Origin of the sequence: Vandammella animalimorsus (genome assembly GCF_002288875.1) — a bacterium.
GTDB lineage: Bacteria > Pseudomonadota > Gammaproteobacteria > Burkholderiales > Burkholderiaceae_C > Lampropedia > Lampropedia animalimorsus.
The window spans coordinates 272803-299399 of sequence record NZ_NTBH01000003.1 but is presented as its reverse complement, the minus strand read 5'-3'; the positions used below and the strand labels follow the sequence as shown (position 1 = coordinate 299399).

The 26597-nt window shown below is 65.5% G+C and carries 27 protein-coding genes and 2 tRNA genes; 11 read left to right on the top strand and 18 right to left on the bottom strand.

Annotated elements, in window-relative coordinates:
- The first annotated feature begins 279 nt into the window (after positions 1–279).
- The 4 genes from CLI93_RS06840 to corA all read left to right on the top strand — a co-directional run bounded on the left by CLI93_RS06840 (position 280) and on the right by corA (position 3985).
- Positions 280–1191 carry a M23 family metallopeptidase gene (locus CLI93_RS06840; protein ID WP_095542957.1) on the top strand — a complete coding sequence of 304 codons (912 nt, stop codon included), beginning with the start codon at positions 280–282 and terminating at the stop codon, positions 1189–1191.
- 23 nt (positions 1192–1214) lie between these two features.
- Entirely contained in the window at positions 1215–1715 is a 501-nt protein-coding gene (gene rimI, locus CLI93_RS06835) for a ribosomal protein S18-alanine N-acetyltransferase (RefSeq protein ID WP_095542928.1), read from the top strand.
- Between the two features lie 544 nt (positions 1716–2259).
- A complete protein-coding gene (locus CLI93_RS15125) occupies positions 2260–2742 on the top strand; it encodes a uracil-DNA glycosylase family protein (RefSeq protein ID WP_124856044.1) in 483 nt (160 codons plus the stop codon).
- A gap of 259 nt (positions 2743–3001) precedes the next feature.
- On the top strand, positions 3002–3985 hold the full coding sequence (gene corA, locus CLI93_RS06825) for a magnesium/cobalt transporter CorA (RefSeq protein WP_095542958.1): 984 nt from the start codon (positions 3002–3004) through the stop codon (positions 3983–3985).
- Positions 3986–4091: 106 nt separating this feature from the next.
- Here corA and CLI93_RS06820 read toward each other — a convergent pair whose 3' ends face one another.
- The 4 genes from CLI93_RS06820 to purE form a co-directional block, all read right to left on the bottom strand.
- Positions 4092–5054: an SGNH/GDSL hydrolase family protein gene (locus tag CLI93_RS06820; RefSeq protein ID WP_095542959.1), complete on the bottom strand. Its 963-nt coding sequence runs from the start codon at positions 5052–5054 to the stop codon at positions 4092–4094.
- Between the two features lie 299 nt (positions 5055–5353).
- Positions 5354–6379, bottom strand: a complete 1026-nt coding sequence (locus CLI93_RS06815; RefSeq protein WP_095542930.1) for an L-threonylcarbamoyladenylate synthase — start codon at positions 6377–6379, stop codon at positions 5354–5356.
- Positions 6380–6400: 21 nt separating this feature from the next.
- Positions 6401–7651 (bottom strand): 5-(carboxyamino)imidazole ribonucleotide synthase, encoded by a 1251-nt coding sequence (locus CLI93_RS06810; RefSeq protein ID WP_095542931.1) that lies wholly within the window; start codon positions 7649–7651, stop codon positions 6401–6403.
- 101 nt (positions 7652–7752) lie between these two features.
- Positions 7753–8256, bottom strand: a complete 504-nt coding sequence (purE, locus tag CLI93_RS06805) for a 5-(carboxyamino)imidazole ribonucleotide mutase (RefSeq protein ID WP_095542932.1) — start codon at positions 8254–8256, stop codon at positions 7753–7755.
- A gap of 295 nt (positions 8257–8551) precedes the next feature.
- On the opposite strand from purE, the gene trxA reads away from it, so the two are divergent.
- Positions 8552–9460 carry a thioredoxin gene (gene trxA, locus CLI93_RS06800; protein WP_095542933.1) on the top strand — a complete coding sequence of 303 codons (909 nt, stop codon included), beginning with the start codon at positions 8552–8554 and terminating at the stop codon, positions 9458–9460.
- Positions 9461–9469: 9 nt separating this feature from the next.
- On the opposite strand, the gene CLI93_RS06795 is transcribed toward trxA, so the two are convergent.
- The 4 genes from CLI93_RS06795 to CLI93_RS06780 form a co-directional block, all read right to left on the bottom strand.
- Positions 9470–10750, bottom strand: a complete 1281-nt coding sequence (locus CLI93_RS06795; protein WP_095542934.1) for an FAD-dependent monooxygenase — start codon at positions 10748–10750, stop codon at positions 9470–9472.
- 32 nt (positions 10751–10782) lie between these two features.
- A complete protein-coding gene (gene coaE, locus CLI93_RS06790) occupies positions 10783–11424 on the bottom strand; it encodes a dephospho-CoA kinase (RefSeq protein WP_095542935.1) in 642 nt (213 codons plus the stop codon).
- Positions 11425–11478: 54 nt separating this feature from the next.
- The gene (aspS, locus tag CLI93_RS06785; protein ID WP_095542936.1) at positions 11479–13272 is read right to left on the bottom strand and encodes an aspartate--tRNA ligase; all 1794 of its coding nucleotides are present in this window, start codon (positions 13270–13272) and stop codon (positions 11479–11481) included.
- A gap of 78 nt (positions 13273–13350) precedes the next feature.
- The gene (locus CLI93_RS06780; RefSeq protein WP_095542937.1) at positions 13351–13650 is read right to left on the bottom strand and encodes an FmdB family zinc ribbon protein; all 300 of its coding nucleotides are present in this window, start codon (positions 13648–13650) and stop codon (positions 13351–13353) included.
- A gap of 353 nt (positions 13651–14003) precedes the next feature.
- On the opposite strand from CLI93_RS06780, the gene minC reads away from it, so the two are divergent.
- The 3 genes from minC to minE all read left to right on the top strand — a co-directional run bounded on the left by minC (position 14004) and on the right by minE (position 16027).
- On the top strand, positions 14004–14777 hold the full coding sequence (minC, locus tag CLI93_RS06775; protein WP_095539827.1) for a septum site-determining protein MinC: 774 nt from the start codon (positions 14004–14006) through the stop codon (positions 14775–14777).
- Between the two features lie 146 nt (positions 14778–14923).
- A complete protein-coding gene (gene minD / locus CLI93_RS06770) occupies positions 14924–15739 on the top strand; it encodes a septum site-determining protein MinD (protein WP_095542960.1) in 816 nt (271 codons plus the stop codon).
- Between the two features lie 3 nt (positions 15740–15742).
- Entirely contained in the window at positions 15743–16027 is a 285-nt protein-coding gene (gene minE / locus CLI93_RS06765) for a cell division topological specificity factor MinE (protein ID WP_095539828.1), read from the top strand.
- A 42-nt stretch (positions 16028–16069) separates the two neighbouring features.
- On the opposite strand, the gene CLI93_RS06760 is transcribed toward minE, so the two are convergent.
- Complete coding sequence (locus CLI93_RS06760; protein WP_238945877.1) at positions 16070–16621, bottom strand: ComF family protein; 552 nt, start codon at positions 16619–16621, stop codon at positions 16070–16072.
- 417 nt (positions 16622–17038) lie between these two features.
- Here CLI93_RS06760 and CLI93_RS06755 point away from each other — a divergent pair, with 417 nt between their 5' ends.
- A complete protein-coding gene (locus CLI93_RS06755) occupies positions 17039–17932 on the top strand; it encodes a methyltransferase domain-containing protein (RefSeq protein ID WP_095542961.1) in 894 nt (297 codons plus the stop codon).
- Positions 17933–17998: 66 nt separating this feature from the next.
- On the opposite strand, the gene CLI93_RS06750 is transcribed toward CLI93_RS06755, so the two are convergent.
- Positions 17999–19177 carry a DUF72 domain-containing protein gene (locus tag CLI93_RS06750; RefSeq protein ID WP_095542939.1) on the bottom strand — a complete coding sequence of 393 codons (1179 nt, stop codon included), beginning with the start codon at positions 19175–19177 and terminating at the stop codon, positions 17999–18001.
- 135 nt (positions 19178–19312) lie between these two features.
- Here CLI93_RS06750 and CLI93_RS06745 point away from each other — a divergent pair, with 135 nt between their 5' ends.
- Entirely contained in the window at positions 19313–19570 is a 258-nt protein-coding gene (locus CLI93_RS06745; protein ID WP_124856064.1) for a hypothetical protein, read from the top strand.
- A gap of 24 nt (positions 19571–19594) precedes the next feature.
- On the opposite strand, the gene CLI93_RS06740 is transcribed toward CLI93_RS06745, so the two are convergent.
- Complete coding sequence (locus CLI93_RS06740; RefSeq protein ID WP_095542962.1) at positions 19595–20458, bottom strand: SDR family oxidoreductase; 864 nt, start codon at positions 20456–20458, stop codon at positions 19595–19597.
- 22 nt (positions 20459–20480) lie between these two features.
- On the opposite strand from CLI93_RS06740, the gene CLI93_RS06735 reads away from it, so the two are divergent.
- Positions 20481–21683, top strand: a complete 1203-nt coding sequence (locus CLI93_RS06735; RefSeq protein ID WP_095542941.1) for a class I SAM-dependent methyltransferase — start codon at positions 20481–20483, stop codon at positions 21681–21683.
- A gap of 88 nt (positions 21684–21771) precedes the next feature.
- On the opposite strand, the gene CLI93_RS06730 is transcribed toward CLI93_RS06735, so the two are convergent.
- The 7 genes from CLI93_RS06730 to CLI93_RS06700 form a co-directional block, all read right to left on the bottom strand.
- Positions 21772–21845: transfer RNA gene (locus CLI93_RS06730), tRNA-Cys, on the bottom strand.
- Positions 21846–21911: 66 nt separating this feature from the next.
- Positions 21912–23198, bottom strand: coding sequence for an ATP-dependent Clp protease ATP-binding subunit ClpX (gene clpX / locus CLI93_RS06725; protein WP_095542942.1), 1287 nt, complete (start codon positions 23196–23198; stop codon positions 21912–21914).
- Positions 23199–23283: 85 nt separating this feature from the next.
- Positions 23284–23910 carry an ATP-dependent Clp endopeptidase proteolytic subunit ClpP gene (gene clpP / locus CLI93_RS06720; protein ID WP_095542943.1) on the bottom strand — a complete coding sequence of 209 codons (627 nt, stop codon included), beginning with the start codon at positions 23908–23910 and terminating at the stop codon, positions 23284–23286.
- Between the two features lie 242 nt (positions 23911–24152).
- A complete protein-coding gene (gene tig, locus CLI93_RS06715) occupies positions 24153–25505 on the bottom strand; it encodes a trigger factor (protein WP_095542944.1) in 1353 nt (450 codons plus the stop codon).
- 115 nt (positions 25506–25620) lie between these two features.
- Positions 25621–25708 (bottom strand) — tRNA-Leu (locus tag CLI93_RS06710).
- Between the two features lie 227 nt (positions 25709–25935).
- Positions 25936–26226, bottom strand: a complete 291-nt coding sequence (locus CLI93_RS06705) for a DUF5666 domain-containing protein (protein WP_095539843.1) — start codon at positions 26224–26226, stop codon at positions 25936–25938.
- Between the two features lie 59 nt (positions 26227–26285).
- Positions 26286–26558: a DUF5666 domain-containing protein gene (locus CLI93_RS06700; RefSeq protein WP_095542945.1), complete on the bottom strand. Its 273-nt coding sequence runs from the start codon at positions 26556–26558 to the stop codon at positions 26286–26288.
- Positions 26559–26597 lie beyond the last annotated feature (39 nt).

Here is a 26597-nt window from a genome sequence, read left to right as displayed (position 1 = left end):
TGGTGTTTCAAAGTGAAAATGCCGCAGCAGCGAGCACATCGGTCTGTGCAGTGTATCGGATTTCCGTACAAGTGGTTACGTTTACCCCAGGGTAATCCCCAGCAAACGTTAACTATTCTTATCCTGTTGTTTTTTCAGCAGATTTGCGTATGTGCTCGCCAGGCGGGCACCATGGGCATGTTCTGCGCTTTCGGCTCGCGCAGCGCAGGGGATGGGCCTACACTGGCTGCCGCCCGCCAATCCCCGATAGTGCCCTACCAACATCTGCATATGCCGCCCATGCGCCACCCCACCATATCGACCCCACCCCAGCTGCTCAAGACTGCGCCGGTCACGACATTGCGCTCGCGCCGCTGGCTCACTGCCTGGCTGCTGGCCATGCCACTGCTGGGCGGCGCGACACTGGCACAAACACCCCCCGCAGGCACAGATGACAGAGTGCTGCGCTTTCCCGCCAGCGTTCAGCAGGGATCTATGGTGATCGGTCGCGTGCCCGCTGGCAGCCATGTGCAATACCGGGGCCGGGTGCTGCGCACCACCAACTATGGCACGGTCGTATTCGGCGTGGGCCGCAATGAGCCAGGCCCAGCGATTGTGCAGGTGCAAACGCCCGACGGCCGCCAGCTGACGGCCACGGTCCAGGTCACGCCGCGCGACTGGCCCACTGAATACGTCAAGGGCGTGCCGCCCAAAACGGCCAGCCCAAAGGGGGAGCTTGCCGAGCGCATCAAACGCGAGCAGGCCCAAGTCACTGCCGCGCGCCAACGCGACGACGATCGCGCCGACTTTGCCCACCCCTTCATCTGGCCTGTCAAAGGGCGCATCAGCGGGCGCTTTGGCAATGCGCGCGTCTACAACGGCATTCCCAGTGGCAGCGGCCACTCGGGCATGGACATCGCCGCCCCCACCGGCACACCGGTCAAAGCACCCGCTGGTGGCATTGTCACCTTTGCCAACCCCAATCTGTTTCTGACTGGCGGCACGCTGCTCATCGACCATGGCTTTGGCATCAGCTCCAATTTCCTGCACCTCTCGCGTATCGACGTGCAGGTCGGCCAGCGCGTCGAACAAGGGCAGATCATCGCCGCCGTCGGCGCCACCGGGCGCGCCACCGGGCCCCATCTGCACTGGGGCATGAACTGGTTCGACGTGCGCCTGGATCCGCTCTTGGTACTGGAACGCAAGCCGTAATGCCCTCTGCCGCCACAGACCCCATGACCACCCCCTCGCCAGTGGCCGACTGTCACTGGCGCGCCATGGCCCTGGACGATCTGAATGCCGTACTGCCCATCGAAGAGGCCAGTCACAGCCATCCCTGGAGCCGAGGCAACTTCGCAGACTCCATCACTGCAGGCTTTTACATGCCTTGCCTGTGGCAAGAGCAGCGCCTGCTGGGCTATCTGGTGGCCATGCCTGGGGTGGACGAGGCCCACCTGCTCAACATCACCGTTGCCCCAGACTGCCGCGGCATGGGACTGGGCCAATTGCTGCTGCAGGCGCTGGAATTCTGGGCGCTGAAACAGCAGGCCACCCAGCTGTGGCTGGAAGTGCGGCAAAGCAATGCCCGCGCCCAGGACGTTTATGTGGCGGCCGGCTACCAGACCATTGCCGTGCGCAAGCACTATTACCCGCTCGACGGCCAGCAGCGCGAGCACGCCATCGTGATGCGCAAGTCCTTGGCCATTGCGCCCACCGCTGCGGCTGGATGCGATTGAGCAGCGCTTCGCCAAGACTTGGGGCCTGCTCAAAGGCCAGAGCTAGCAAGAAGTGGTTTGAGATGGGCTTTGCGGGCGCTGCAAGCCGCCCCCAATCCGCTTCATTGCCTGCCATGCAGAGCCTTCGAACAGGCTCTTACAATCGACCGCCAGCTTCAGCCCGCCCTGCCCCATTGCACCTTTTCCTTTGCTCTAGGCCATGCTCAGCCGCTCCGACAGCGCCAGCCCCCCCTGGCTGGATGCCCGACGCCACGCCATGCTGCAGGCCATGGGGGCCGATCCATGGTGGCTCGGGCCGACACCGCATGCGCCAACAACAGATCGAACCCCGGCAAATGCCGTTCCGCACAGGCCCAGCGACATGCCTGCGGCCGCTGCTGAACCGACCATGGCCGCGCGCAGTGGGCACACGGCGCCGGGTAATGCCCCTCACGGCGCACTGTCCGGCTCCACTCGCCCAGGCCGTCCCCCTCTTGCGCGGGCTACTGCAGCGCCCCAAGCCCGGCCTCCGGCCACGACCTCTGCCAACCCCGTAAGCGCCACAGTGCTGACGCCTGCTGCGCCACTGTTCCCGCCCGAAAGCCACCAAGCTGTCCATGCCAGCAACTGCCTGCTGGTCGTGGACGATTTGCGCCCACTCGGGCCTGAGCATGACGCAGCGCTACTGCTGCTACACAACATGGTGCGCGCCATGGGCCTGGCGCACAGCCCAGGGCTTTGGTGCAGCTGGGCGCAGCGCCCTGCAGACGGCCAGCCCCGGCAGGGGCAAGACTGGTCCCTTCAGGCCTGGCTGGCGCAGCAGCGCCCGGCCCTCATCCTGGCCCTGGGCCGCGACAGCGCCCAGCACCTGCTGGGCGAATCGCTGCCGCTGGGGGCGCTGCGCAAAACCCAGCACCAGTTCGGCGGCACGGCATTGGTGGTCAGCTACAGCCCTGCCTACCTGCTGCGCGCCGCCCACGCCAAGCGCGATGCCTGGCGCGATCTGCAAGGCGCCATGCAACTGCTGCAGGCGCAGGAGCCGAGCTAGGAGGCCTGCCTCCAGTGCCATAATCGCCTGTTGCAGCGCAACACCCTTTGCCATGGCATGTGCCGCAAACCCATGCCGTTTTGTAGCGCCATTGAATTGGAGTCCTCGATGGAAGCCGACCCGAGTCGCTAGCTTTCAGCGCCCAGGCCGTGCCTGTCCGGGAAATTGCCCGGGGGCCATGGTGGCAGGCGCTGAAAGCCGCCCCAGCCCCCTCTTCGCCCCTTTCCCGCAACCCGTCACGCCGCAATGGAGCGCCCCGATGCTCAATGTCTTCGTCCTGGTCAATGGCCGCCTGGTGCAAAAGGACATCGAAACCCTGCATGACCTAACCCAGCTCCAGCCCGTCTGGGTGGACATGGAATCGCCCACGCAGGAAGAAAAGCTCTGGATCAAGCAGCATTTCTCATTGCACATCCCCGACGATGCGGTGGATGACGACATTGAGGAATCGGCGCGTTTTTACGAGGAAGACAACGGCGAGCTGCACATCCGCAGCGACTTTCTCATCGATGACGACTCGCCGCGCTACGTGCGCGTGGCCTTCATCATGAATTTGCAAAACCCCGAGCTGCGCAGCCACAACGTGCTGTTCTCCATCCGCGAGGACGATGTGCCGGTGTTTCGCCTCTTTCGCCTGCGCGCGCGGCGCATTCCCGGCCTGATTGAGGATTGCAAGGAGGTGCTGCTAAGCCTGTTCGACACCGATGCGGAGTATTCGGCCGATTCGCTGGAGTGGATTTACGACGAGCTGGACGCGGCCAGCCAGCGCATTCTCTCGGGCGAGGTCAACGACGAGCAGGCCGGCGAGGTGCTGGGCAGCATCGCGCGCCACGAGGATTTGAACGGCAAGATCCGCCGCAACATGATGGACACGCGCCGCGCCGTGAGCTTTCTCATGCGCAGCAAAATCCTCAGCGCAGAGCAGTTCGAGGATGCGCGCCAAATCCTGCGCGACATCGAATCGCTGGACAACCACACGGCCTTTCTGTTCGACAAAATCAACTTCCTGATGGATGCCACCGTCGGCTTCATCAACATCAACCAGAACAAGATCATCAAGCTGTTCTCGGTGGCCAGCGTAGCCCTGCTGCCGCCCACGCTGATTGCCAGCATCTACGGCATGAACTTCCAGTTCATGCCCGAGCTGAGCTGGAAATACGGCTACCCCTTCGCGCTGGGGCTGATGATTGCCAGCGCCGCGCTGCCCATGCTGTACTTCCGCCGCAAGGGCTGGCTCAAATAAAAGTGCGCGTCCCTTCTACGCAAAAAGCCTGGGCGCCTTATCGGCCGCCCAGGCTTTTTTCATCGGCATCCGGCCTTGTGACCATGGCCTGCGCGCCCAAGCGCGCTCACCAGCGCTCGCGAATACGCCCGTAGGCCCAGCTGCCAAACTGCTGATGCACCGTGGGGGTCAGGTAAATGGCGTCGGCAAAGCCATAACGCTCGACCTGGGGCGAGACCAGCGTCGTGCTGTTGCACAGCGCGGAGTTGACCTGGCCTGCGCCAATGCCGATGCCGGCGCCGGCATCGACCGAGGTGCACACCGGACGGTCAATGTGCTCGATGCCGAAATACTGCGGCCCCGTCGTGATGTTGTTGAGGTAGTACTCAAAATCCACATACAGCGCGCGATTGCCAAAACCCTGCTCATGCATGGAGACCTTGAAGCCCTCGTTGAACTGGCGCGTCAGATCGCGCAGAAACGCCTGCTCCTGCAAGTTGCGCGCCCACACCGAGGTGCCCAGGTCGTAACTGCCGATGATGGCCACGTGCTGCGCCCCGTTGGCCAGCAAGCGCTGCACTTGCTCGGTCAGGGCTTGGCCTGCGCGGCGCACTTGCTGGCCCGCGGCCTCGCGCGTGATCTGGCCCGCCAAAGCGGCGCGCGCCTGCACGATGATGTCGGCCGTGCCGCCGCTGACCAGCACGAGATCGGTCTGGCCAAACTGCTGGGCGGCCAAGAAAGCGTCAATCTGCTCGGCCAGCGTCGGCGTGCTGGCCTCGCCAGCGGCGTCGGGTTTGGCGCTGACGCGCGCATTGCCTTGCGCAAAGGACAGGCCGCCTTGCGCCGAAGGCTTCAGGCTCAAGCCGTAGTCGCGTGCAACCTGCTCGCTCCAGTTCGAAATGCCCCCCGTGCCATTGACGGTGTAGCTCGAGCCTCTCTGGCCCAGGTCGCTGTGGCCATCGCCAAACGCAATGATGCGGCTGGGGGTGAGCGCCGACTCGACGGTGCTGCTTGAGCCGCAGGCGCTCAAAGCGACGGCGGTAATGCCTGCTGCCAGCGGAGCGATGCAGCGGCGCCATTGGTATGCCATGGTGGTGTTCTCCGGTTGCGTTGGGCCAGCGTCGCGGCCGGGCACTATGGGGCAGGCACCGTGCGCATCGCCATGGGCAGCGCTGGTGGCCCACAGGCCCGGGCATGCATGGGCCGGCGGGCGAAAGCCTGTGCCCATTTTTCTCGACCCGCAACAACACAGATCTGAAAAGCACACCCGCCTGCCAAGCACAAAGCGCAGCATTGCCAAACGCATCGCACGCATTGCTTTCGGGCGGCCGCCGCTTTTCCAAAACCGTCGCAACGGAGCCAAGAACGAAGGCACAACAGCGCGCTAGTTTATCCGCTGGCGCTGGCCGCCGCGCGCTCGATCCGGTCGCGCACGCCATCCCAAGCCGGCTCATCGGGCACGGTCTCGATCCAAATGAGCTTCACACCCTGGACATCAAAGCTGCGAAGCACCTGGAACAGCTCCTGTGCGGTGGCCTGCGGCGTGGCCGGCATGCGCCGCAGCACGATGTCACGCGATGGGCTGTGCATGGGCGTGCGCGCATACACGGCAATGTGCTTGCCTTGCGCGCCCAGAATGCCCAGCGCCGTCTGGATGGCGCTGGCATCCATCAGCCGCACCGTGGCATTGGGGGCATAGTGGGCGCTGAGCGTGCCTGGCGCCTGCGGCGCGTCGTCATCTTGGGCATCACGCGCTGCGCCGCTGCGGCCCACGGGCAGGCCAGTGACGCGGGCGATGTCCTGCGCCTGTACGTGACCGGGGCGCAGCAGCACGGGCTGGCCACGGCTGCAATCGACGATGGTGGATTCGATGCCGATTTCGCAGGCGCCGCCATCGAGCACCAGCAAATCGCCCTGGCCGCTGCCGGCCAGCTCCTCGATGACGTGCTCAGCCTGGGTCGGGCTGACGCGCCCAAAGCGGTTGGCGCTGGGCGCGGCCAGGCCACGGATCGGTGGGTCGGCCTGCAGCCCTTGTTGCAGCACTTGGCGCGCCACCGGATGGGCCGGACAGCGCAGCCCGATCGTGGCATGGCCGCCCGCGGCGCGCTCGGCCACGCCCGGGCGCCGCGGCAGGATCAGCGTCAGCGGGCCGGGCCAGAAAGCGGCCATCAGCGCGCGGGCAAAGTCCGGGATGGTGGCGGCAAAGTATTCGGCAGCAGCCGCATCGGCCACATGCACGATCAGCGGGTGCTGCGCCGGGCGGCCTTTACGCAAGAAAATCTGCTGCACGGCCTGATCCTGGCAGGCATCGGCAGCCAGGCCATACACCGTCTCGGTCGGCAGCCCCAGCAACTGGCCTTGCTGCAACGCAGCAATGGCTTGGGCGATGGCGGATTCGCTGGGCGGCAGGATCATGGCAGGCGGGGGCGGCGGCGCTCAGGCGCTGCGCGCGGCAAGAAAGGGGTGGCGGCTGGGCGCGCGCGCCTGGCTGCCGAAATCACTAGGCAGGCCCAGCGCTGCGGCCACTTCGGCGGCAGTCTGCAGGGCGGCTTCCGTACCGCGCGCGGTGATGGTGACATGGCCCATCTTGCGCCCAGGGCGCGGCTGCGACTTGCCGTACAGGTGCAGGTGCACGCCGGGCAGGCCCAGAATGGCAGGCCAATCGGGCGTGACGGGCTCATCCTCGCCAGCCGGAAACCACAGATCGCCCAGCAGATTGAGCATGATGGCCGGGCTGTGCTGCTGCGGCATGGTCAGCGGCAAGCCGGCCATGGTGCGCACCTGCAGCTCGAACTGCGACACGTCGCAGGCGTCGATGCTGTAGTGCCCGCTGTTGTGCGGCCGTGGCGCCATTTCATTGGCAACGACGCTGCCGTCCTTGAGCACAAAGAACTCCACGCACAGCACGCCCACGTATTCGGTGGCCACGGCAATGGCCTGGGCCGCCTGCAAGGCCTTGTCCTGCACGACAGCGTCGATGTTGCCGGGCAGCACCAGCGTGGTGGCCAGAATGCCGCCACGATGGATGTTGCGCTGCACGGGCAGATGCACCATGGCCCCGTCGAAGCCGCGCGCCAGGATCACCGAGCATTCGTAATCGAGCTCCAGGCGCTTTTCCAGCACGCAAGGCACGCGGCCCAGCGCATGCCAGGCAGCCTCCAACTCCTGCGCATGGGCCACGGCCACTTGGCCCTTGCCGTCGTAGCCCAGGCGGGCCGTTTTCAGAATGCCCGGAAACAGCGTGGGCGCAGCCGCAATCAGCGATTGCGGCGAATCGATCACGGCAAACGGCGCCACCGGCACGCCATGGTGCTGGAAGTGGATTTTCTCGGCCGCCCGATCCTGGGCGATGGCCACGGCCACGGGCGGCGGCACGACGCGGTTGAGCTTGGCCAAGGCGGTCAGAGCATGCGCCGGTACGTTTTCGAATTCGGTGCTGATGGCTGCCGCAGACTTGGCCAGATCGGCCAGGCCGCGCGGATCGTCATAGGCGCAGACGATTTGCCGCTCACTGGCCTGCCCGGCCGAGCTGCCCGGCTGCGGATCGAGCACCACCGTGGCATAGCCCATGGCCTGGGCCGCATGCACAAACATGCGCCCCAGCTGGCCGGCGCCCATCACCCCCAGGGTGGCGCCGGGCGCAATGGGTTCGTACAGCGGCGGCTGGATGGACAGCGGCTCATGCATGAAAGAGGCCTTCTTTGGTGAGGTTGATCGATTCGGTGTGGCTGCTGGCCGCTAGGGCCTGGGGGGATTGACTTGAACCAGCGCTGCCGCCTCAAGGGATATCAGGCAGTGGCAGGCGGCAATGCCATGCCGCGCGCCAGCTCGGTCTGGGCCGCGCGCCACTGCTGCAGCTGCTGGGCCAGCGACCGATTGTGCCGCGCCAGCATGGCCACGGCAAACAGCGCCGCATTGGCCGCGCCCGCAGCGCCAATGGCAAAGGTGGCCACCGGCACGCCCTTGGGCATTTGCACAATGCTGTGCAGCGAATCCACCCCCTGCAGATGGCGGCTGGCCACGGGCACGCCCAGCACGGGCACGATGGTTTTGGCCGCCAACATCCCGGGCAGGTGCGCCGCGCCGCCCGCGCCTGCGATGATGGCCTGCAGGCCGCGCTGCTCGGCCGCCTCGGCGTAGGCGAACATGTCATCGGGCATGCGATGCGCCGAAACCACCCGCGCCTCGTGCGCGATGGAGAACTCCTGAAGAATCGAAACTGCGTGCTGCATGGTCTCCCAGTCGCTGCTGGAGCCCATGACCACGCCCACCTGGATGTGCGCCTGCGTCATGCCGTCGTGTCCATGAAACAAAACGCGCGATTCTAGAGCGTGTCCTCAAACTCACCGCGAATCGCGCTTATCCCCAGGTCGGGACGGGCTGCAAAGCGCAAAGCGCAAAACGTAACCAATCGCCCATGCGATTGCCACGTGTTGTAACTCAGCGGGCCGCCCCTATCTGGGGATGAACACAGCGCGAGGATTTTTGAGCACAGGCCCTATTGGCGGGAATGGGCGAAAAGTGCATAACACGCTCTAGGGGCATCCCTTACACTCGCGCGCTGATTCTGAATCGAACGAGGTTTGCATGATGGACGTCACGATCGAAAACTTTGAGGCCGAGGTCATCGAGGCCTCCATGCACACGCCCGTGCTGGTGGACTTCTGGGCCCCTTGGTGCGGTCCTTGTCGCTCGCTGGGGCCAGTGCTGGAGAAACTGGAGACGGCCTACCAGGGCCGCTTCAAGCTGGCCAAGATCGACTCCGATCAAGAGCAGCAGCTCGCCGGCATGTTCGGTGTGCGCAGCATTCCCACCTGCGTGTTGATGGTGCAAGGCCAGCCGGTCGATGGCTTCATGGGCGCTCTGCCCGAGGCGCAGGTGCGCGCCTTCCTGGACAAGCATCTGCCCGAAGGCGCTCCGGCCATCGAGGACGAGGGCGCGGCGCTGGCGGCCGAGCCGGCCGTGGAGGAAGATCTGCAAACCCGCCTGGACAAGCTGCAGCAGGCCGTGCAGGACAAGCCCGAGGACGAGGCCGCACGCTTCGATTACGTCAAGCTGCTGCTGGAAATGGGCCTGGAAGACGAAGCCAAGGTGGCCTTTGCGCCCGTCATTGCGCAGGCCGGGACTTCACAGCGCTATGGCGCGCTCAAGACCTGGATGGACGCCCTCGACGCCGCGCACCGCGCAGGCGACGCCAATGCCCGACTCAAGGAACTGGACGCGACCATTGCCGCTGACAAGCGCAACTTCGAGGCCCGCCACCAGCGCGCACAAATCCTGTTGGCGCACAACCAATGGACGGCCGCCATGGATGAGCTGCTGGAAATCCTGATGCGCGATCGCCAATGGAACGATGGTCTGGCTCGCAAGACCTATGTGGCCATCCTGGATTTGATCGAGCCGCCCAAGCCGGTCGTAGCCGAAGGGCAGATCCCGCCCGAGGACCCCACCGTGGCCAGCTACCGCCGCCGTCTCTCCAGCGTGGTGCTGAGCTGAGCGGCCTGCTCAAGCCTTCTCTGATTTGGGCACGGGCCCGCCGGCGAACAGCCAGGGCTTGTCCATCAGATAAGCGCCCATCAGCCTGAGGGCAGCATCGCGCCCATGGCGCACCAAGCCTTGCGCATGGAAGATCCGGCCATTGCGCAACGCCTGTTTCTGCACCTTGGCCACGCGCCCGGCTCGCAGCCGGGCCCATTGAGCCAGCGCCGTCGGAATGGCACTGGCAGGCGCGTCAGCCTGCAGCCCTTGCAGGCATTGCCCCAACTGCTGGGCATCTTCGATCGCCATGGCTGCGCCCTGGGCCAGGAACGGCACCATGGGATGGGCCGCATCGCCCAGCAAGGCCATGCGGCCCGATGCCAGGGCCCGGGGTGACGGCACGGGCCGGCGGATGCGCAGCGGCCATTCCGTCCAGCGATAGCCCAGCGTGTTCATGCCGTGGGCCTCGATCGCCAGAATCGTATCTTTCAGATCTTTGGCCAACGGGCCATGCCGCTCAATGCTGCCCAGCACCGCCTGGATATCTGCACTGCCGCGCCTCGTGCTGTGCGCCAGCGCCATGTCGTTGGCAATCAAGACCACATTGAGCCAGTCGTTGCCCCGCAAGGGATAAGTCACCGCATGCAGGTACTTGCCCAGCCAGGCGCTGACCTGCTGGCTTCTCAGGCAATGCGGCAGCGCAGATTGCCGGATGATGCCGCGATAGGCGGTGTAGCCTGAACGAGACAGCGGCTCTTGTGCTGCCTCCACATTTGTTTGCTGGCGCAATCGGCCGCCAGCGCCATCGGCGATCAACAGCAGCTCACCTTGAAGCTGCTGCGTCACACCATCGGCGCCCGCCATGCGCAGGGAAACAGCCTGCCCAGCGCAGTGGCTGTCAATGGCCTGTACCTGGCCGGCCATGCGCAGCGTCAGGCGCTCGGTCTGCCTGGCGCGCTGCGCCAGGCAATTGAGCAAATCGGCCCGCAGCACAGTGGCATAGGGGGCGCCATAGCGCTGCTCCGAGCTCAAACCCAGCGGCAGCGTGCCCAGAACGGCGCCTGTATGCAGGTTTTTGGCAACCATGGCATGGGGCAAGCTGGAGACGGCCAATACATCCCGCTCCAACCCCCAAGCGCGCAGGCAGCGCCAGGCATTCGGGCCGATTTGCAGGCCCGCGCCCACTTCAACGAACTGGGGGGTTTGCTCGATCAATGTAGTGGCAAAGCCTTGTTCGGCCAGCACGATGGCCGCACTCAGGCCCGCAATGCCGCCGCCCGCTACCAGTGCCTGTGATGTGGCCTGCATGTGTTCCTGATTTTTGAAGAGAAAAGCGCGCGCTACCGGCGCTGCTCAAGCTGCAGCAAGGCTCCAGCGCGCTGGGCCTGCGCGCGCAGTTGCGCCAGGGTGATGTCGCCATTGGCAATCACCAGATCGGCCGCGGCCAGCTTGGCGCGGCGCGGCGCCTGCTGGCCAAGAATGCGCTGCACCTCTTGCGCCGGCAGTTGCGAGCGCTGCATGACGCGCTGCAGTTGCAGCTCGGCGCTGCAATCGACGATGACCACTGCGTCCAGCCGCGGGCGCCAGTGCGCGGATTCCACCAACAAGGGGATGTCCAGCACGATGGCCGTCTGCCGGCGCGCCTGCGCTTGCTGCACCAAATCCTGCAAGGCCTGAAAAATCAAGGGATGCAAAATGGCTTCCAGCGCCTTTTTGGCCTGCGCATCGGCAAACACGCGCTGGCGCATCCTGGCCCTGTCCATAGCGCCGTCTGCGCTGACGTATTCAGTACCGAAGTGCTGCGCGATGGCGGCCACAGCCGCGCCGCCGGGCTGCGTCAGCTGGCGCGAAATACCGTCGGCATCGGCCACGGGCACGCAAAACAGCTCCTGCCACAAAGCCGCCACCGTGCTTTTGCCACTGCCAATGCCGCCGCTCAGGCCAATCAGGCGTGGCGGTTTGCTGTCTGGCTCGCAATGCATGGCAAACAGGCGGTGCGGTTCAGCGTTGGGCCGTGGCTGCGGGCGCGGGCCGCATCACTGCGGCTGCGGGTTGCGCAGGCGAATGTGCAGCTCGCGCAATTGCTTTTCGTCCACCGCGGAGGGGGCCTGGGTGAGCAAGTCCTGGGCGCGCTGGGTCTTGGGGAAGGCGATCACATCGCGGATGGATTCGGCGCGCGTCATAAGGGTGATGAGGCGATCCAGGCCAAAGGCCAGGCCGCCGTGCGGCGGCGCGCCGTATTGCAGCGCATCGAGCAGGTAGCCGAACTTGGCGCGCGCTTCTTCCTCACCGATGTTAAGGGCGCTGAACACCTTGCTTTGCACGTCGGCGCGGTGGATACGCACCGAGCCGCCGCCCAGCTCCCAGCCGTTGAGCACCATGTCGTAGGCCTTGGCCACGCACTGGCCGGGGTCGGTGGCGAGCAATTCCTCGTGGCCGTCCTTGGGGCTGGTGAAGGGGTGGTGCATGGCCACCCAGCGCTTGTCTTCCTCGTCGTACTCGAACATGGGGAAGTCCACCACCCACAGCGGCGCCCAGCGGTCTTCAAACAGGCCATTGGCCTTGCCGAATTCGCTGTGGCCAATCTTCACGCGCAGCGCGCCCATGGCGTCGTTGACGATTTTTTCCTTGTCCGCGCCGAAGAAGATCAGGTCGCCATCCTGCGCGCCGGTGCGCGCCAGCAGCTCGGCAATGGCCTTGTCGTGCAGGTTCTTGACGATGGGCGATTGCAGGCCGTCGCGGCCCTTGGCGATGTCGTTGACCTTGATCCAGGCCAGGCCCTTGGCGCCGTAGATCTTGACGAACTCGGTGTAGGCGTCGATCTCGCTGCGCGGCATGGCGCCGCCGCCGGGCACGCGCAGCGCCACGACGCGCCCGCCGGGCATGGTGGCCGGACCGGAGAAGACTTTGAACTCCACATCGGCCATCACGTCCTTGAGGTCGGTAAAGGCCAGCTTGACGCGCAGATCGGGCTTGTCCGAGCCGTACAGGCGCATGGCCTCGGCAAAGGTCATGACGGGGAACTCGCCCAGATCCACGTCCATGGTCTTGGCGAACACCTCGCAAATCATGCGCTGGAACAGCGCGCGGATGTCCTGCTCGGTGAGGAAGGACGTTTCAATATCGATCTGCGTGAACTCGGGCTGGCGGTCGGCGCGCAAGTCCTCGTCGCGGAAGCACTTGGTAATCTGGTAGTAGCGGTCGTAGCCGGCCACCATCAGCATTTGCTTGTAGAGCTGGGGCGATTGCGGCAGGGCGTAGAACTGGCCGTCGTGCACGCGGCTGGGCACGAGGTAGTCGCGCGCGCCTTCGGGCGTGCTCTTGCCCAGCATGGGCGTTTCGATGTCGATGAAGCCGTGCGCATCCAGGAACTGGCGCACCGCCATGCTGACGCGGTAGCGCAGCATCAGGTTCTTCTGCATGTAGGGGCGGCGCAGGTCCATCACGCGGTGCGTCAGGCGCGTGGTTTCGGACAGACTGTCGTCGTCCATCTGGAACGGCGGCGTGACCGAGGGGTTGAGCACCTTGAGCTCATGGCACAGCACTTCGATCTTGCCGCTTTTGAGGTTGTCGTTGCTCGTGCCTTCGGGGCGCGCGCGCACCAGGCCGGTGATTTGCAGGCAGAACTCATTGCGCACCGTTTCGGCGGCGGCGAACATCTCGGGGCGATCGGGATCGCACACCACCTGCACATAGCCTTCGCGGTCGCGCAGGTCGATGAAGATCACGCCGCCATGGTCGCGGCGGCGGTTGACCCAGCCGCACAGGGTCACAGTCTGGCCAGTCAGGGCTTCGGTGACCAGGCCGCAGTATTCGGTGCGCATTGCCATAAAAAATGTCCGTTTCTGGCTGGTTTCAGCCGGGGTTGTTCTGGTGCAAGAAAAAGAAAGCGCCACAGACAGCGCCACTCAGGCGGCAGCCGGTGCGGCTGGCGCGGCCGGGCTGCCGCCACCGCTGCTGGCACCGGTCGAGGCGGCTGCGGGCGCGGCATCGCCGCTGCTGGGCGCTGGGCTGGGCGGCTTGCCGCTGTTTTTGAAATCCGTGGCGTACCAGCCCGTGCCCTTGAGCTGAAAGCTCGGCGCAGACAGCTGCTTGACAAAGGCCTGGGCGCCGCAATGCGGGCACAGCGTCAGCGGCGCATCAGAGAGCTTTTGCAACACATCTTTGCGAAAGCCGCATTGGCCGCACAGGTAGGCGTAGATCGGCATACAACAGCGCGATGAAAAATCCAGAAAAAGGCCCATGGTCAGCCCATGGCCTGTCTGCAGAAAAAACCGCTGATTATAAAAGCCGCGCCCAGTGCCTGGGCGGCGCCCGCAAAGCGCCTGCCAGGCAGGCCGCCGGGCGCGGCTGCCGCCCTGTCGGGCCTGGCAGTTAAGCAGTTAAACTCGCAGGCTTTGTCAGAGCCTGTCTTCAAAATTGCCGCACACAGCGCTCGCCCCAGGTCGGGTTGGGCAGCAAGTTTTTACGGGCGCCGTAGACCGCCCGAATCCGCTGGATTGCCCGCTGTGCAGGGATTGTGAGCAGGCGCTCAGCCCCTTCTCTTTCTGGATGGACACCGATGCCCAGCCAAAACCCCGCCCCAGCGCCTGCCGGCGCCAAGGTGCCTTTTGAACTCAAGAGCGCCACGCTGCCCGTGGTGGCGTTGCTGCTCAAGTCCACGGACACCTACGCCATCCGCAAGGCGCTGGCCGAGCGCTTTGCCGACGAGCCGGATTTCTTCGACAACGACGCCGTCATCATCGACCTGAGCGCCGTGCGCGACGACCCTGGCGCCATCGACTTCCGCGGGCTGATGGGCACATTGCGCAGCCTCAAGACCACGCCCGTGGCGGTGCGCGGCGGCAACGCGGTGCAGATCGAGTTTGCGCGCGCCGCTGGCCTGTCCGTAGCGCCCGACGCCCCGCCGCAGCGCGCCGCCCCCGAGCCCGCGCCGCCTTCGGTGGAAATCCGCGAAGTAGTGCGTGAGGTGGAGGTGGTGCGCGAGGCGCCCGCCAGCGAGACGGTGCTGATCGACAAGCCCTTGCGCTCGGGCCAGCAGGTCTATGCCCGAGGCGCGGATCTGATCGTCATGACGGCCGTGAACTTCGGCGCCGAGGTGATCGCCGACGGCCATGTGCACGTGTATGCGCCGCTGCGCGGCCGCGCCATCGCCGGTGCGCGCGGCAACCCCAATGCCCGCATCCTGACCCTGTGCCTGGAGGCGCAGCTGGTCTCGGTGGCCGGCATTTACCGCACGGCGGAAAACGACTTGCCGCCAGAAGTCGCCGGCCGCCCGGCGCAGGTGCGCCTCGATGGCGAGCGCCTGCTCATCGAGCCGCTGGGCAAAGGCTGAGCAATGACACTCTGAAACACCGCCAGCTCATGACAGGCGCCAAGCGCCACGCACACCAAGGCAGAATACGCACACTTTGACCCGCTCCGCCCCGCAGCCACCGGGCCGGGTGCGACCAGAACCGTAACTTTCACAGGATGCATTCCATGGCCAAAATCATCGTCGTCACTTCCGGAAAAGGCGGGGTCGGTAAAACCACCACCAGTGCCAGCTTCTCATCGGGCCTGGCCATGCGCGGGCACAAAACGGCAGTGATCGATTTCGACGTGGGGCTGCGCAATCTGGACCTGATCATGGGCGCCGAGCGCCGCGTGGTCTACGACCTGATCAACGTCATCCAGGGCGAGGCCAACCTGAATCAAGCGCTGATCAAGGACAAGCAGCTGGAAAACCTCTACATCCTGGCCGCCTCGCAAACGCGCGACAAGGACGCACTGACCGAGGAAGGCGTGGAAAAGGTGCTCAACGACCTGGCCGGCATGGGCTTCGAGTACATCATTTGCGACTCGCCCGCCGGCATCGAGAGCGGCGCGCTGCTGGCGATGAAGTTTGCCGATGAGGCCCTGGTCGTGACCAACCCGGAAGTCTCCTCGGTGCGCGACTCCGACCGCATCCTGGGCATGCTCTCGTCCAAGACCAAACGCGCCATTGATGGCAAGGAGCCCGTCAAGGAGCATCTGCTCATCACGCGCTACAACCCGGGTCGCGTGGAGGGCGGTCAGATGCTGTCGCTGACCGACATCCAGGAAATCCTGCGCATCCCGCTCATCGGCGTCATCCCCGAATCCGAGACCGTGCTGCAAGCCTCCAACCAGGGCCTGCCTGCCGTGCACATGAAAGGCTCGGACGTGGCCGAGGCTTATCAGGACGTGATTGCCCGCTTCCTCGGTGAGCAGCGGCCGCTGCGCTTTGTCGATGCCCAGAAAGGCGGTTTTCTCAAGCGCATCTTCGGCGGGAGGTAAGCCATGGCCTTGATCGACATGCTCTTTGGCGGGAAGAAAAAAACCGCCTCCGTGGCCAAGGAGCGCCTGCAAATCATCCTCGCGCACGAGCGCAGCGACCGCACCACCAGCAAGCCGGACTTCCTCAACGACCTGCAAAAAGACCTGGTGCAGGTGATTTCCAAATACATCCAGATCCACCCCAACGACATCAAGGTCAACCTCGACCGGCAAGACAACCTGGAAGTGCTGGAAGTCAAGATCGAGATGCCGGAGTCGGAACTGCGCGCCAAGCCCGGCGGCCAATAAATCCGGCACTCTGCCCGCCGCCCAGGCGAGCGCAGCACCTGCTCACGCGCCCTGCCCGGCCGGCAATGGCGTGCGGGCAAACACCATGGCGGAGACCGCCGCCACACCCGCATCACGCTGTAGCACCCGGGCCAGCGCCCACAACGTAGCGCCCGTGGTCATCACGTCATCGACCAGCAGCACGTGCTGCCCTTGCAAGCACGGGCCGGGCTGCTGCACTGCAAAGGCCCGGCGCAGATTGCGCCAGCGCGCCTGCCGCCCCATGCCAGCCTGCTGCGCCTGCATGCCGTGGCGCAGCACCACATCCCGACGCAGCTTGTGCGCCTGCCCCGTTTGCGCAGCCAGTGCGCGCGCCAGCTCCCAGGCCTGGTTGTAGCCGCGCTGGCGCAAGCGCGCCGCAGCCAGCGGCACGGCCACGATGGCATCGGCTCCGTGCAGCAAGGCCGCACTGCCCGGCTGCCGCAGCAGCAGCTGCGCAAAGCCATGCGCCCAGGCCGGCGCAGCGTAGTACTTGAACTGGGCAATGAGCTGCTGCCAAGGGTAGGCGTAGTCCACCGCCGCCACGCAATGCTGCAACGGGCCGGGCCGCACCATACAAGCGCCGCAAACCAGGGCAGACCAAGGCAGCGCCCTGCTCTGCGCCTCCTCCCCCCTCATCTCACCCCCCTCCCCCTGAGCCAGCACGGCAGCCGCAGGGGCCGCCAATGCCAAGGCACATCGTGCACAACGCGGCATCTGCCGCCCATGGCGCGCCAGGCAATCGGCGCACAGGCCCGCCGGCCCATGCCACACCGGCCAGCGCCGGCACAGCGGGCACTGCGCCGGCAGACAACGGGCCAGCAAGTCAAAACGCAACAAATGCAAAGGCATGGCAGGCTCCTGAACATTGGCAACCCTGCCTGGGCCACCCGCGCTGGCAAGCCCAGGCACGGCCTGCCATGCGCACGCCATCATGCCATGGCAGCCCGCACCACCTATACTCGCGCGCTGGCTGCACCGCCCACCGAACACATGCCGCCCACCGACACGCCCCCCACCCTGGACCCCACCGCACTGGCGCGCTGGCAAGCCCACGCGCCGGCAGCCAGCCCCTGGCTGCACGAAGAAATCGGCAGGCGCATGCAAGAGCGCCTGGCCTGGATGGCTCGCGCACCACAGACCTGGTGTGACTGGGAACCCGTGCGCGGCGGCATGCAAACCCACGACCTGATCGTGCAGCGCTACCCCAAAAGCAGCTGCTGGATCGTGCAGCAACAGCCCGAGCAGCAACGCGTGGCAGCCCAACGCTGGCGCACACCGCGCTGGGCCCGCTGGGCCGGCCGCGCCGCCGTGCACCTGCAAGAGCCCGCGCCGCAAAGCCTGGACATGCTCTGGGCCAACATGGCCCTGCACCAACAGGCCCAGCCCCCCGCCGTACTGCGCCGCTGGGCGCAATGGCTCAAGCCCGATGGCATGGTGCTGTTCTCCTGCCTTGGGCCCGACACCCTGCGGCAACTGCGCAGCCTGTACCAGCAACTGGGTTGGCCGCCGCCTGCGCAGCAATTCACCGACATGCACGACCTGGGCGACATGCTGGTGGCCAACGGCTTTGCCGAGCCCGTCATGGACATGGAATGCATCGAGCTGCAATACACCAGCACCGAGCGCCTGCTGCAAGAGCTGCGCGAACTGGGCCGCAACCTGCACCCACAACGCTTTGCCGCACTGCGCGGACGCCAATGGCTGGCGCAATGGCACAAGGCCCTGCAAAGCCTGGCCGACGCGCAAGGCCGCATCGGGCTGACATTTGAAATCGTCTACGGCCACGCCATCAAGGCCGCCCCCGCGATGCCCGTGGCCGCCCAAACCCACATCAGCCTGGCAGACATGCGCCAGACCCTGCAAAAACACCGCCGCGAAACTTGAGCGCCTGCGCACAGCCTTTGCGCGATTGGCCAAGAAACGCATGGCACGCCAAACGGCTCAATTCATTTAAAGGCGCCCGAGCTGCGCCGCCAGCTCCAGCGCCGACAGCGGGGCCGAGCCCTCGGCCTTGTTGTTGATGGTCACGTAAGCGTTCTGGCCTGCGCCGCAGGTGCCGTTGATGACGCGGGCCAGGTGCGCGCGGGTTTCGGGGTCGGGGTCTTGCAGGCGGTTGAATGGTGCGTATTCGGCCTTGGCGCTTTCGTAGCCGTAGGCGCCGTGGCGGCGGTGCAGGTTCCAGCGGCACACCAATGGGCCTGGCCACAGGGCGCGCAACAGCGGCAACTGCTCTTCAATGGGTGGCATTTTGGCGTGCAGGCCCAGGCAGTAGGTGATGGGGTTGCCTCTCGCTTGGCGCGCCGCGCGCAAGGCCTGGGCCAATTGCGGCGCATGGCCGGGGGCCAGAAAGGCGGCGTCACGCACTTCGAGCGCGAGGACGCCATCGGGCGCCGCGGGCGCCAGCGGCGGCATGGCCGCCAGCAAGGCGCCAATGCGTTCGATCAATGCGGGCAGCTCAGCCAATTGTGCGCGGGGCAAGGGGCTGATCTGGAAGACCAACGCGCCCACTTTGTGGCCCAGGCCTTGCAATGCGGGCTGGATGAATTCGCGCAGCGCCAGCTCCGGGCTGAGAAACAGCGGGTTGGGCGCGCGGCCGCGGCCGTCTTCAGCGCGCACCAGCGCATCGCAAACCAAGCTCGGGGCCTTGACGACGAAGCGAAAGTCATGGGGCACCTGCGCCGCATAGTGCGCGTATTGCTGGGCGCTCAATGGGCGGTAGAAGGCCCGATCCAGGCTGACGCTGCGCAGCAGTGGGTGGGCAGCATAGGCGATCAGCCCCTGCCGTGAGAGCTGGCTTTCAGCGTAGTCGCCTTCCCACACCAGCCCGGCCCAACCGGGAAAGTGCCAGGAAGAGGTGCCCATGCGCAAGCGGGGCGGCAAGGCTGCAGCCAGTGCCTGTATGCGGGCATCGGCAGGCGCGGCGCGCACCGCTGCTGTACGGCTGCGCCGCAGCGGCGTACCCCGGGCTGGCACGGCCTTGCGCTGCGTGTGCGTGTGCGCGTCCTCGGCCAAAGGGCCTGCCTGGTCACTGGCCTGGCGGGCTTGCTGGGCATCTTGGGCGGCAGGCTCTGCGGGCAAGGGCAGGGCGTCGAACAGGGCTGTTTGCTGTGGTGGCGGGCTGGCGGGCATGGCAGCGATGATAGGGCTATGTGCCGAGACGACCCATGGCACGTCCCGCGCATTCAGCCCAGACGGCACAATGGCGCAAGCGCCACACTGCAGTGGCACACGCATGCGCACAGACGCAATAGGGAGAGAACAAGGATGCGTTGGTTGGGATTTGCCGGGCTGTTGTTGGCCCTGCTCATCACGGGCCTGGTGGTCAAACAGCAGCTGCAGACCGCACGCCCTGCCCTGCCCCAATCGGGCGGAGGCGTGGCCTTACCAGAAGGGACAAAGCCGCCCATCACCAGGGCCACAACGCCAGAGGCCTACGGCGAACAAGTCCGGCAGCAATATCAACAGACTCTGGATGCGGCCATGGAGCAGCAGCAGCGCGCGCTGGAGGCGGCCACGCAGTGAGCGATGCGCTGCGCGCCAGTGCGGTCAACGCGGCTTTGGCGGCGTGCCGGGCGCGGCCATCATGGAGAAATCGCGCTCGAAGCGCATCAGGTGCTGGCCGCCATCGACCAGCAGCGTAGTGCCGGTCAGCGAGGCATTGCTCAGCGCGAAGTGCACGGCGGCGGCCACATCCTCGGGGGTGGACGAGCGCCCCAGCGGGCTGAGCTGATGCAGGCGCGCAAAGCTCTCGGCGTCGAGGAATTCGCTGGTCAGCGTCAGCCCCGGCGCGACGCCGACGACACGCACCCAAGGAGCCAGCGCCAACGCCAACATGGTGCCGGCCGCTTCCAGCGCCGCCTTGGAGAGGGTGTAGCTGAGAAAGTCCGGGTTCTGGTTCCAGAGCTTCTGGTCCAGCAGGTTCACGACCACGCCCTGCGGCCTGGCTGTGGCCGCCTCATCGCCAGTGGCAGCAGCAGCGCGCGCCTGCAGGTGGGCCTGCAGGGCCTGCGCCAGCACAATGGGCGCGGCCGTGTTGCTGCGCAGATGCCGCTCCAGGCTGGCGTAGCTGAAGTCGCTGGCATCGTCAAATTCGAAGCGCGAGGCACTGTTGACGATGGCATCGACGCGGCCAAAGCGCGCCAACGCTGCAGGCAGCAGCGCGCGGGTTTGCACCTCGTCGTCGAAGTCGGCGGCCAGCGCATGGCTGTCGGCACCGGCGGCGCGGCAAGCCTGCACCGTGGCCTGCGCGGCGGCGCTGGAGTGGCGGTAGTGCACGGCCACATTCCAGCCCTGCTGCGCCAGATGCACGGCGATGGCCGCCCCCAGGCGCAAACCGGCCCCGGTGACCAGCACGGTGGGCCTGGCGTGGCCGGCGGGCAAAGCGGTGGCAGGGCTGGGGTTGGGGGGCATGAAGGGCTGCGACAATCGCGGCATGGACGATGAAACACACGCAAACGCGCCGAGTGTAACCGGCCCCTTGTCGGCCAAACTGCGCCAGGCCATCGCAGCCCAGCAGGGCTGGCTGGGCTTTGATGCCTTCATGCAAATGGCCTTGTACGAGCCTGGCCTGGGCTATTACAGCAATGCGCGGCGCAAGATCGGGGCCATGCCTGCCACCGCCACATCCGCTGGGGCTGGCGAAGGCAGCGATTTCGTCACCGCGCCGGAGCTCTCGCCGCTGTTCGGCCGCTGCGTGGCCGTGCAGTTGGCGCAGGCGCTGCGCGTGAGCGGCACCGACACGGTGTACGAGTTCGGCGCAGGCCACGGCAGCCTGGCGCGCGAGGTGCTGGGCACGCTGCAGGCCATGGGCGCGCCGCTGCGACGCTACTGCATCATCGACGTCTCCGGCGCGCTGCGCGCGCGCCAGGCTCAAACCCTGGAGGCATTTGGCGCGCAGGTGCAATGGCTGGACGAGCTGCCGCCCACCCTTGAAGGCGTACTGCTGGGCAACGAGGTGCTCGACGCCATGCCCGTGAAGCTGCTGGCCTGCAAGCAGGGCCAGTGGCACGAGCGGGGCGTGGCGCTCGATCCCACCGGCGCCTTCACCTGGGCCGACCGCCCCAGCGCGCTGCGCCCGCCCTGCGAGCCCAGCGCCGGCGACCTGGCTGCCCAGGCCTGGCCAGGCGCTGCACTGCCATCGCAGGGGCCGGGGGATGCCTGCGAGTACCTGACCGAAATCCACCCCTGGGCCGAAGCCTTCGTGCGCACCTGCGCCGAGCGCCTGCGCAAGGGCGCCATGCTGTGGATCGATTACGGCTTTGGCGAGCGCGAGTACTACCACCCGCAGCGCCGCAGCGGCACGCTGGCCTGCCACTTCCAGCACCGCATGGACGACCAACCCCTGCACGACGTGGGCCAGAAGGACATCACCAGCCACGTCAACTTCACCGGCATTGCCGTGGCCGCACAGGAAGCCGGCCTGGAAGTGCTGGGCTACACCTCACAGGCGCGCTTTTTGATCAACTGCGGCATCCAAGCGCTGCTGGATGCGGCCAGCCTGCCCGAACGCGCCATGGCCGCCAAGCTGCTGCACGAGCATGAAATGGGCGAGCTGTTCAAGGTGATGATGCTGGGCAAAGGCCCATTCTGGGAGCCGCAAGGCTTTGCCACCGGGGATCGCACGCATACGCTGTAGCAGCGCCCAGCGACGCGCCGCATCAAACATCCAGAGGATGCAGCAAAAAGCCCTTGCGGCAGGCCATGCAGCAAGGGCTTGAAATGTCTGGAGGCGCGGCCCGGAATCGAACCGGGGTAAACGGATTTGCAATCCGGTGCATAACCACTTTGCTACCGCGCCAGAAACGGTGCATTCTACACGAGTTGCAAGGCCCGCGCAGAGAGCTCGGTCCTTGCGCGGGCAGACTCAGGCCTGCTTGGCCTCCTCGCGGTAGATCAACAGCGGCGGCGCGCCTTCGGTAATGGTGGCCTCCTCGACGACAACTTTCTGCACATCGCGCATCGACGGCAGTTCGTACATCGTGGTCAGCAGCGCCTGCTCCAGGATGGAGCGCAGGCCGCGCGCACCGGTCTTGCGCGCAATGGCCTTGCGGGCGATGGCCTGCAAGGCTTCGGGGCGGATTTCCAGCTCGACGTTTTCCATACCCAGCAGCTTGGCGTACTGCTTGACCAACGCATTGCGCGGCTCGGTGAGGATTTGCACCAGCGCGGCCTCGTCGAGTTCGGCCAGCGCAGTGACCACTGGCAGGCGACCGATCAGCTCGGGGATGATGCCGTACTTGATGAGGTCTTCAGGCTCGATCTCGGCAAACAGCTCGCTGACGCTGCGGCCGGCCTTGGACTGCACCGCCGCGCCAAAGCCGATGCCCGAGGCCTCGGTGCGGTTCTCGATGACTTTTTCCAGCCCGGCAAAGGCGCCGCCGCAAATGAACAGGATGTTGGAGGTATCAACCTGCAGAAAGTCCTGGTTGGGGTGCTTGCGCCCGCCTTGTGGCGGAATGCTGGCCATGGTGCCTTCAATGAGCTTGAGCAGGGCCTGCTGCACCCCCTCGCCAGAGACATCGCGCGTGATCGAGGGGTTGTCGGCCTTGCGGCTGATCTTGTCGATCTCGTCGATGTAGACGATGCCGCGCTGGGCCTGCTCGACCTTGTAGTCGCAGCTTTGCAGCAGCTTCTGGATGATGTTTTCCACGTCTTCGCCAACGTAGCCGGCCTCGGTCAGCGTGGTGGCATCGGCCATGACGAAGGGCACGTTGAGCATCTTGGCCAGGGTCTGCGCCAACAGGGTCTTGCCCGAGCCGGTCGGGCCGATGAGCAGGATGTTGCTCTTGGAGAGCTCAACCCCATCGTCGGCCGCGCCAGCGCCTTGCTGGTCGCGGTGCCACAGGCGCTTGTAGTGGTTATAGACTGCCACGGCCAGGGCCTGCTTGGCCTTGTCCTGGCCGATGACGTACTGATCCAGGTTGGCCTTGATCTGTGCGGGCGTGGGCAAGTCTGGGCGGGCCTCGGCGCCATCGGCACTGGCGCCCGCTTCACTGGCTTCGCTGTGAACCAATTCATTGCACATGGCCAGGCATTCATCGCAGATGAAGCCATTGAGCCCGGCAATCAGCTGCTTGACCTCGTGTTGGTTCTTGCCACAAAAGGAGCAGTACAGGGTTTTTTCGCCATTGGCGCGGTGTTTGTCAGCCATTCGCGCAGTGCCTTTGAATGAGGGGAAAGGGGCGGTCGGCGCAGCCTGGGCAGGCGTGCGCCATGCAGAGGCGCCAAGAGCCTGTTCAGCCGCCGCGCTTTTCGACGACGCTATCGACCAGGCCGTAGTCCTTGGCCTCGTCGGCGGTCATGAAGTAGTCGCGCTCGGTGTCGCGCTGGATTTTCTCGTAGGGCTGGCCGGTGCGCTCGGCCAGGATGCGGTTCATCTGCTCCTTGGTGCGCAGGATGTCGCGGGCGTGGATCTCAATGTCGGTAGCCTGGCCGCGCGCGCCGCCGAGCACCTGGTGGATCATGACCTTGCTGTTGGGCAGCGAGTAGCGCTTGCCCTTGGCGCCAGCGGCCAGCAAGAAGGCGCCCATGCTGGCGGCAAAGCCCAGGCACATGGTGGAAACGTCAGGCTTGATGAACTGCATGGTGTCGTAGATCGACATGCCGGCCGTGACGCTGCCGCCGGGGCTGTTGATGTACAGCGAGATGTCCTTGTCCGGGTTCTCGCTTTCCAGAAACAGCAGCTGCGCCACCACCAGGTTGGCGGTCTGGTCGTTGACTTCGCCGACAAGAAAGACCACGCGCTCCTTGAGCAGGCGCGAGTAGATGTCAAAGGCACGCTCGCCCCGGCCCGATTGTTCGATCACGGTGGGGATCAGCCCCAGATTGCGGCTGGGTTCGCGGCTGGATTCGAAAAGGGTCATGGTGGCTCCTGGAAAAAAGGCTTGTGCACGGCCTGCGCACCTGGCGCAGGCCGTGCAATCAGCGGGCATGGTACACGATGGCCCATGCGCCAATGGTCAGCATAGGCCTGAGGCCCACGACGGCTGTTGCCCCAATAGATAAGGGCCTGTGCGGCAAGACACAAGCCCTTGGGATGAATGGCGCCAACGCCATGGCGGCGCTGGCGTGCACGCCCGGCAGGGGCGGCATGGCAATAGGCTCCTCAGGCCTTTTCGGCCTCACCCTGCTCGGCAGCCGGCTCGGGCTGGCTGGGGTTCATCAGCTCGTCAAAGCCAATGGTCTTGTCCACCGTCTTGGCCTGTTGCAGCACGTAGTCGGTGACGTTGTTCTCAATCACCACGGCCTCGACGTCGGCCAGGCGCTGGCGATCGGCGTAGTACCACTTGACCACTTCCTCGGGCTTTTCATAGCTGGCGGCCAGCTCCTCGATGTGGGCGCGCAGCTGCTCGGGCTTGGCCTGCAGATCGTGGGCACGCACCAGCTCGGCCACCACCAAACCCAGGCGCACGCGACGCTCGGCCTGCGGGCGGAAAATCTCCGCGGGGATAGGCGATTGGCCAACATCCTTGATGCCGCGCATGCGCAGCTCCTCACGCGCGCCCTGCTCCAGACGGGCAATTTCGTTTTGCACGCTGGCGTTGGGCAGATCCAATTCGGCCTTGGTCAACAGGGCATCGAGCACGGCCTGCTTGTTGCGGGCACGCACGCGGAATTTGACTTCGCGCTCCAGGTTTTTGCGGATGTCGTCCTGCAGGGCGGCCACGGTGGCAGCCTCAACGCCCAGAGACTTGGCGAATTCGTCGGTCACCTCGGGCAGGTTGGCGGCCTCGACCTTGTGTACGGTGACGAGGAAATCGGCCGTCTTGCCGGCCACATCGGCGCCGTGGTAGTCGGCCGGGAAGGCCAGCGGGAAGGTCTTGCTCTCGCCGACCTTCATGCCACGCACGGCGTCCTCAAACTCCTTGAGCATCTGGCCTTCGCCCACCATGAAGGCAAAGCCTTCGGCCTTGCCGCCGGGGAAGGGGTCGCCATCGATTTTGCCCTCGAAGTCGACGGTGACGCGATCGCCGTCCTGCACGGCATCGTCCTTGCCGCGCTGGGCGAAGGTGCGGCGCTGCTTGCGCAGAATGTCCAAAGTGCGCTCAATGGCCGCTTCATCCACTTCCACGTTGACGCGCTCGATCTCCAGATCGCCCAGGCCATCAATCTTCACATCGGGGAAGACTTCAAACACTGCTTCGAAGTCAATGAAGCCTTCGGCTGCGCCTTCCTTTTCCGTGATGCGCGGCTGGCCGGCAACACGCAGCTGGGCCTCGTTGGCAGCCTGGTTGAAGGCCTCGCTGACCTTGTCGTTGAGCACTTCGTACTGCACGGAGCCGCCGTAGCGCTGCGCCACCACGGACAGCGGCACCTTGCCGGGGCGGAAGCCGTCCATCTTGACGGAACGCGCCAGACGCTTGAGGCGCGCCTGCACCTCTTGCTCGATGGTGCTGACAGGCACGTTCAGCACGATCTTGCGCTCGAGTTTCTCCAGTACTTCAACATTCACAGCCATGGGAATCGTCCTATAAGGGGATACAGGTGCAGGCGGCCGGGCGCAATCGCATTGCCTTGCCTGCACAACAGGATTTCGTGGATGTCTGCAGCTTGCCAATGCTGCAATCCATCGGTGGTGCGCGGGGGGGGACTCGAACCCCCACACCATCAACTGGCGTCAGGACCTAAACCTGGTGCGTCTACCAATTTCGCCACCCGCGCACGGTGTTTCGCCGCCGCCCAGGGAAAAGCCCCCAAGGCAAGGCCCGCCTTGCTCGCGGTAAAACCGCAAGATTCTACAGAGGTTTGACTGCGCCCGCGCCAAAGCCCCTGGAGCAGGCCTTTCTCAGGACATGAAAAAACCGCCACCAGGCACATGCCAGATGGCGGTTTCAAGGCGCCAAGCCGCACGGCGCGCGGCTCAGCCCAGCCCGAAGAAGAAGCAGGGCTCATTCCTCCAGCGTGATGCGCTTGGCGGTATAGACATTGCTGCCCGAGCGGTCGAACTCGACGCTGACTTTTTGGCCCTGCTTCAGATTGGCGAAGGCCTGCAGCTCTTCGCTGTAATCGGTCTCGGCATTGGTCTGGAAGGTGATGCCTGCCACCACCAATGTCTTGTTGCTCTGATTGGCCACGTCAATGCGCCCTTTGAGCGTTTCCGCAAACGAGCTGGTGGCGCAGGCCGCCAGCGCGACGCTGGCCAGCACGGCCAGATGGGTTTTGTTCAAGATGGATTTCATGTCACCCCCTTTTTGGATTGGGTACTGCTGCGCACGCCATACCCGGCGCGCTGCGTGCTTCACTTGGAGACGGCCTGCACCACGTACTGGGCCCCGTCGCGCGAGAACTCGATCGTGATCCGATCGCCTGGCTTGAGCTGGCCTAGCCCCGCCACGCCCTGGTACTGCGTAGCCTGAGTGGTTTGAAAGGTAATGCCATTGAGCTGGATGGTTTGCGCACCCGGATCAATGGCATCGACGCGGCCCTTCATGGTTTCGGCCGCAGCAGCGCCTGCGGCCACCGTCAGAGCGGCCAATGTCGCGGCGCGGACTTTTTGCATCGTGCTGGGCATGGTGGACTCTCCTTTCCTCAGCAATGGAAGGCTGCGGCA

Excerpts from the sequence above, each read along its gene's own strand:
- CLI93_RS06840 (WP_095542957.1), top strand. The coding sequence starts at position 280 with ATGCGCCACCCCACCATATCGACCCCACCCCAGCTGCTCAAGACTGCG.
- rimI (WP_095542928.1), top strand. The coding sequence starts at position 1,215 with ATGACCACCCCCTCGCCAGTGGCCGACTGTCACTGGCGCGCCATGGCC.
- corA (WP_095542958.1), top strand. The coding sequence starts at position 3,002 with ATGCTCAATGTCTTCGTCCTGGTCAATGGCCGCCTGGTGCAAAAGGAC.
- CLI93_RS06820 (WP_095542959.1), bottom strand. The coding sequence starts at position 5,054 with ATGGCATACCAATGGCGCCGCTGCATCGCTCCGCTGGCAGCAGGCATT.
- CLI93_RS06815 (WP_095542930.1), bottom strand. The coding sequence starts at position 6,379 with ATGATCCTGCCGCCCAGCGAATCCGCCATCGCCCAAGCCATTGCTGCG.
- CLI93_RS06810 (WP_095542931.1), bottom strand. The coding sequence starts at position 7,651 with ATGCATGAGCCGCTGTCCATCCAGCCGCCGCTGTACGAACCCATTGCG.
- purE (WP_095542932.1), bottom strand. The coding sequence starts at position 8,256 with ATGACGCAGGCGCACATCCAGGTGGGCGTGGTCATGGGCTCCAGCAGC.
- trxA (WP_095542933.1), top strand. The coding sequence starts at position 8,552 with ATGATGGACGTCACGATCGAAAACTTTGAGGCCGAGGTCATCGAGGCC.
- CLI93_RS06795 (WP_095542934.1), bottom strand. The coding sequence starts at position 10,750 with ATGCAGGCCACATCACAGGCACTGGTAGCGGGCGGCGGCATTGCGGGC.
- coaE (WP_095542935.1), bottom strand. The coding sequence starts at position 11,424 with ATGCATTGCGAGCCAGACAGCAAACCGCCACGCCTGATTGGCCTGAGC.
- aspS (WP_095542936.1), bottom strand. The coding sequence starts at position 13,272 with ATGGCAATGCGCACCGAATACTGCGGCCTGGTCACCGAAGCCCTGACT.
- CLI93_RS06780 (WP_095542937.1), bottom strand. The coding sequence starts at position 13,650 with ATGCCGATCTACGCCTACCTGTGCGGCCAATGCGGCTTTCGCAAAGAT.
- minC (WP_095539827.1), top strand. The coding sequence starts at position 14,004 with ATGCCCAGCCAAAACCCCGCCCCAGCGCCTGCCGGCGCCAAGGTGCCT.
- minD (WP_095542960.1), top strand. The coding sequence starts at position 14,924 with ATGGCCAAAATCATCGTCGTCACTTCCGGAAAAGGCGGGGTCGGTAAA.
- minE (WP_095539828.1), top strand. The coding sequence starts at position 15,743 with ATGGCCTTGATCGACATGCTCTTTGGCGGGAAGAAAAAAACCGCCTCC.
- CLI93_RS06760 (WP_238945877.1), bottom strand. The coding sequence starts at position 16,621 with ATGGTGCGGCCCGGCCCGTTGCAGCATTGCGTGGCGGCGGTGGACTAC.
- CLI93_RS06755 (WP_095542961.1), top strand. The coding sequence starts at position 17,039 with ATGCCGCCCACCGACACGCCCCCCACCCTGGACCCCACCGCACTGGCG.
- CLI93_RS06750 (WP_095542939.1), bottom strand. The coding sequence starts at position 19,177 with ATGCCCGCCAGCCCGCCACCACAGCAAACAGCCCTGTTCGACGCCCTG.
- CLI93_RS06745 (WP_124856064.1), top strand. The coding sequence starts at position 19,313 with ATGCGTTGGTTGGGATTTGCCGGGCTGTTGTTGGCCCTGCTCATCACG.
- CLI93_RS06740 (WP_095542962.1), bottom strand. The coding sequence starts at position 20,458 with ATGCCCCCCAACCCCAGCCCTGCCACCGCTTTGCCCGCCGGCCACGCC.
- CLI93_RS06735 (WP_095542941.1), top strand. The coding sequence starts at position 20,481 with ATGGACGATGAAACACACGCAAACGCGCCGAGTGTAACCGGCCCCTTG.
- clpX (WP_095542942.1), bottom strand. The coding sequence starts at position 23,198 with ATGGCTGACAAACACCGCGCCAATGGCGAAAAAACCCTGTACTGCTCC.
- clpP (WP_095542943.1), bottom strand. The coding sequence starts at position 23,910 with ATGACCCTTTTCGAATCCAGCCGCGAACCCAGCCGCAATCTGGGGCTG.
- tig (WP_095542944.1), bottom strand. The coding sequence starts at position 25,505 with ATGGCTGTGAATGTTGAAGTACTGGAGAAACTCGAGCGCAAGATCGTG.
- CLI93_RS06705 (WP_095539843.1), bottom strand. The coding sequence starts at position 26,226 with ATGAAATCCATCTTGAACAAAACCCATCTGGCCGTGCTGGCCAGCGTC.
- CLI93_RS06700 (WP_095542945.1), bottom strand. The coding sequence starts at position 26,558 with ATGCCCAGCACGATGCAAAAAGTCCGCGCCGCGACATTGGCCGCTCTG.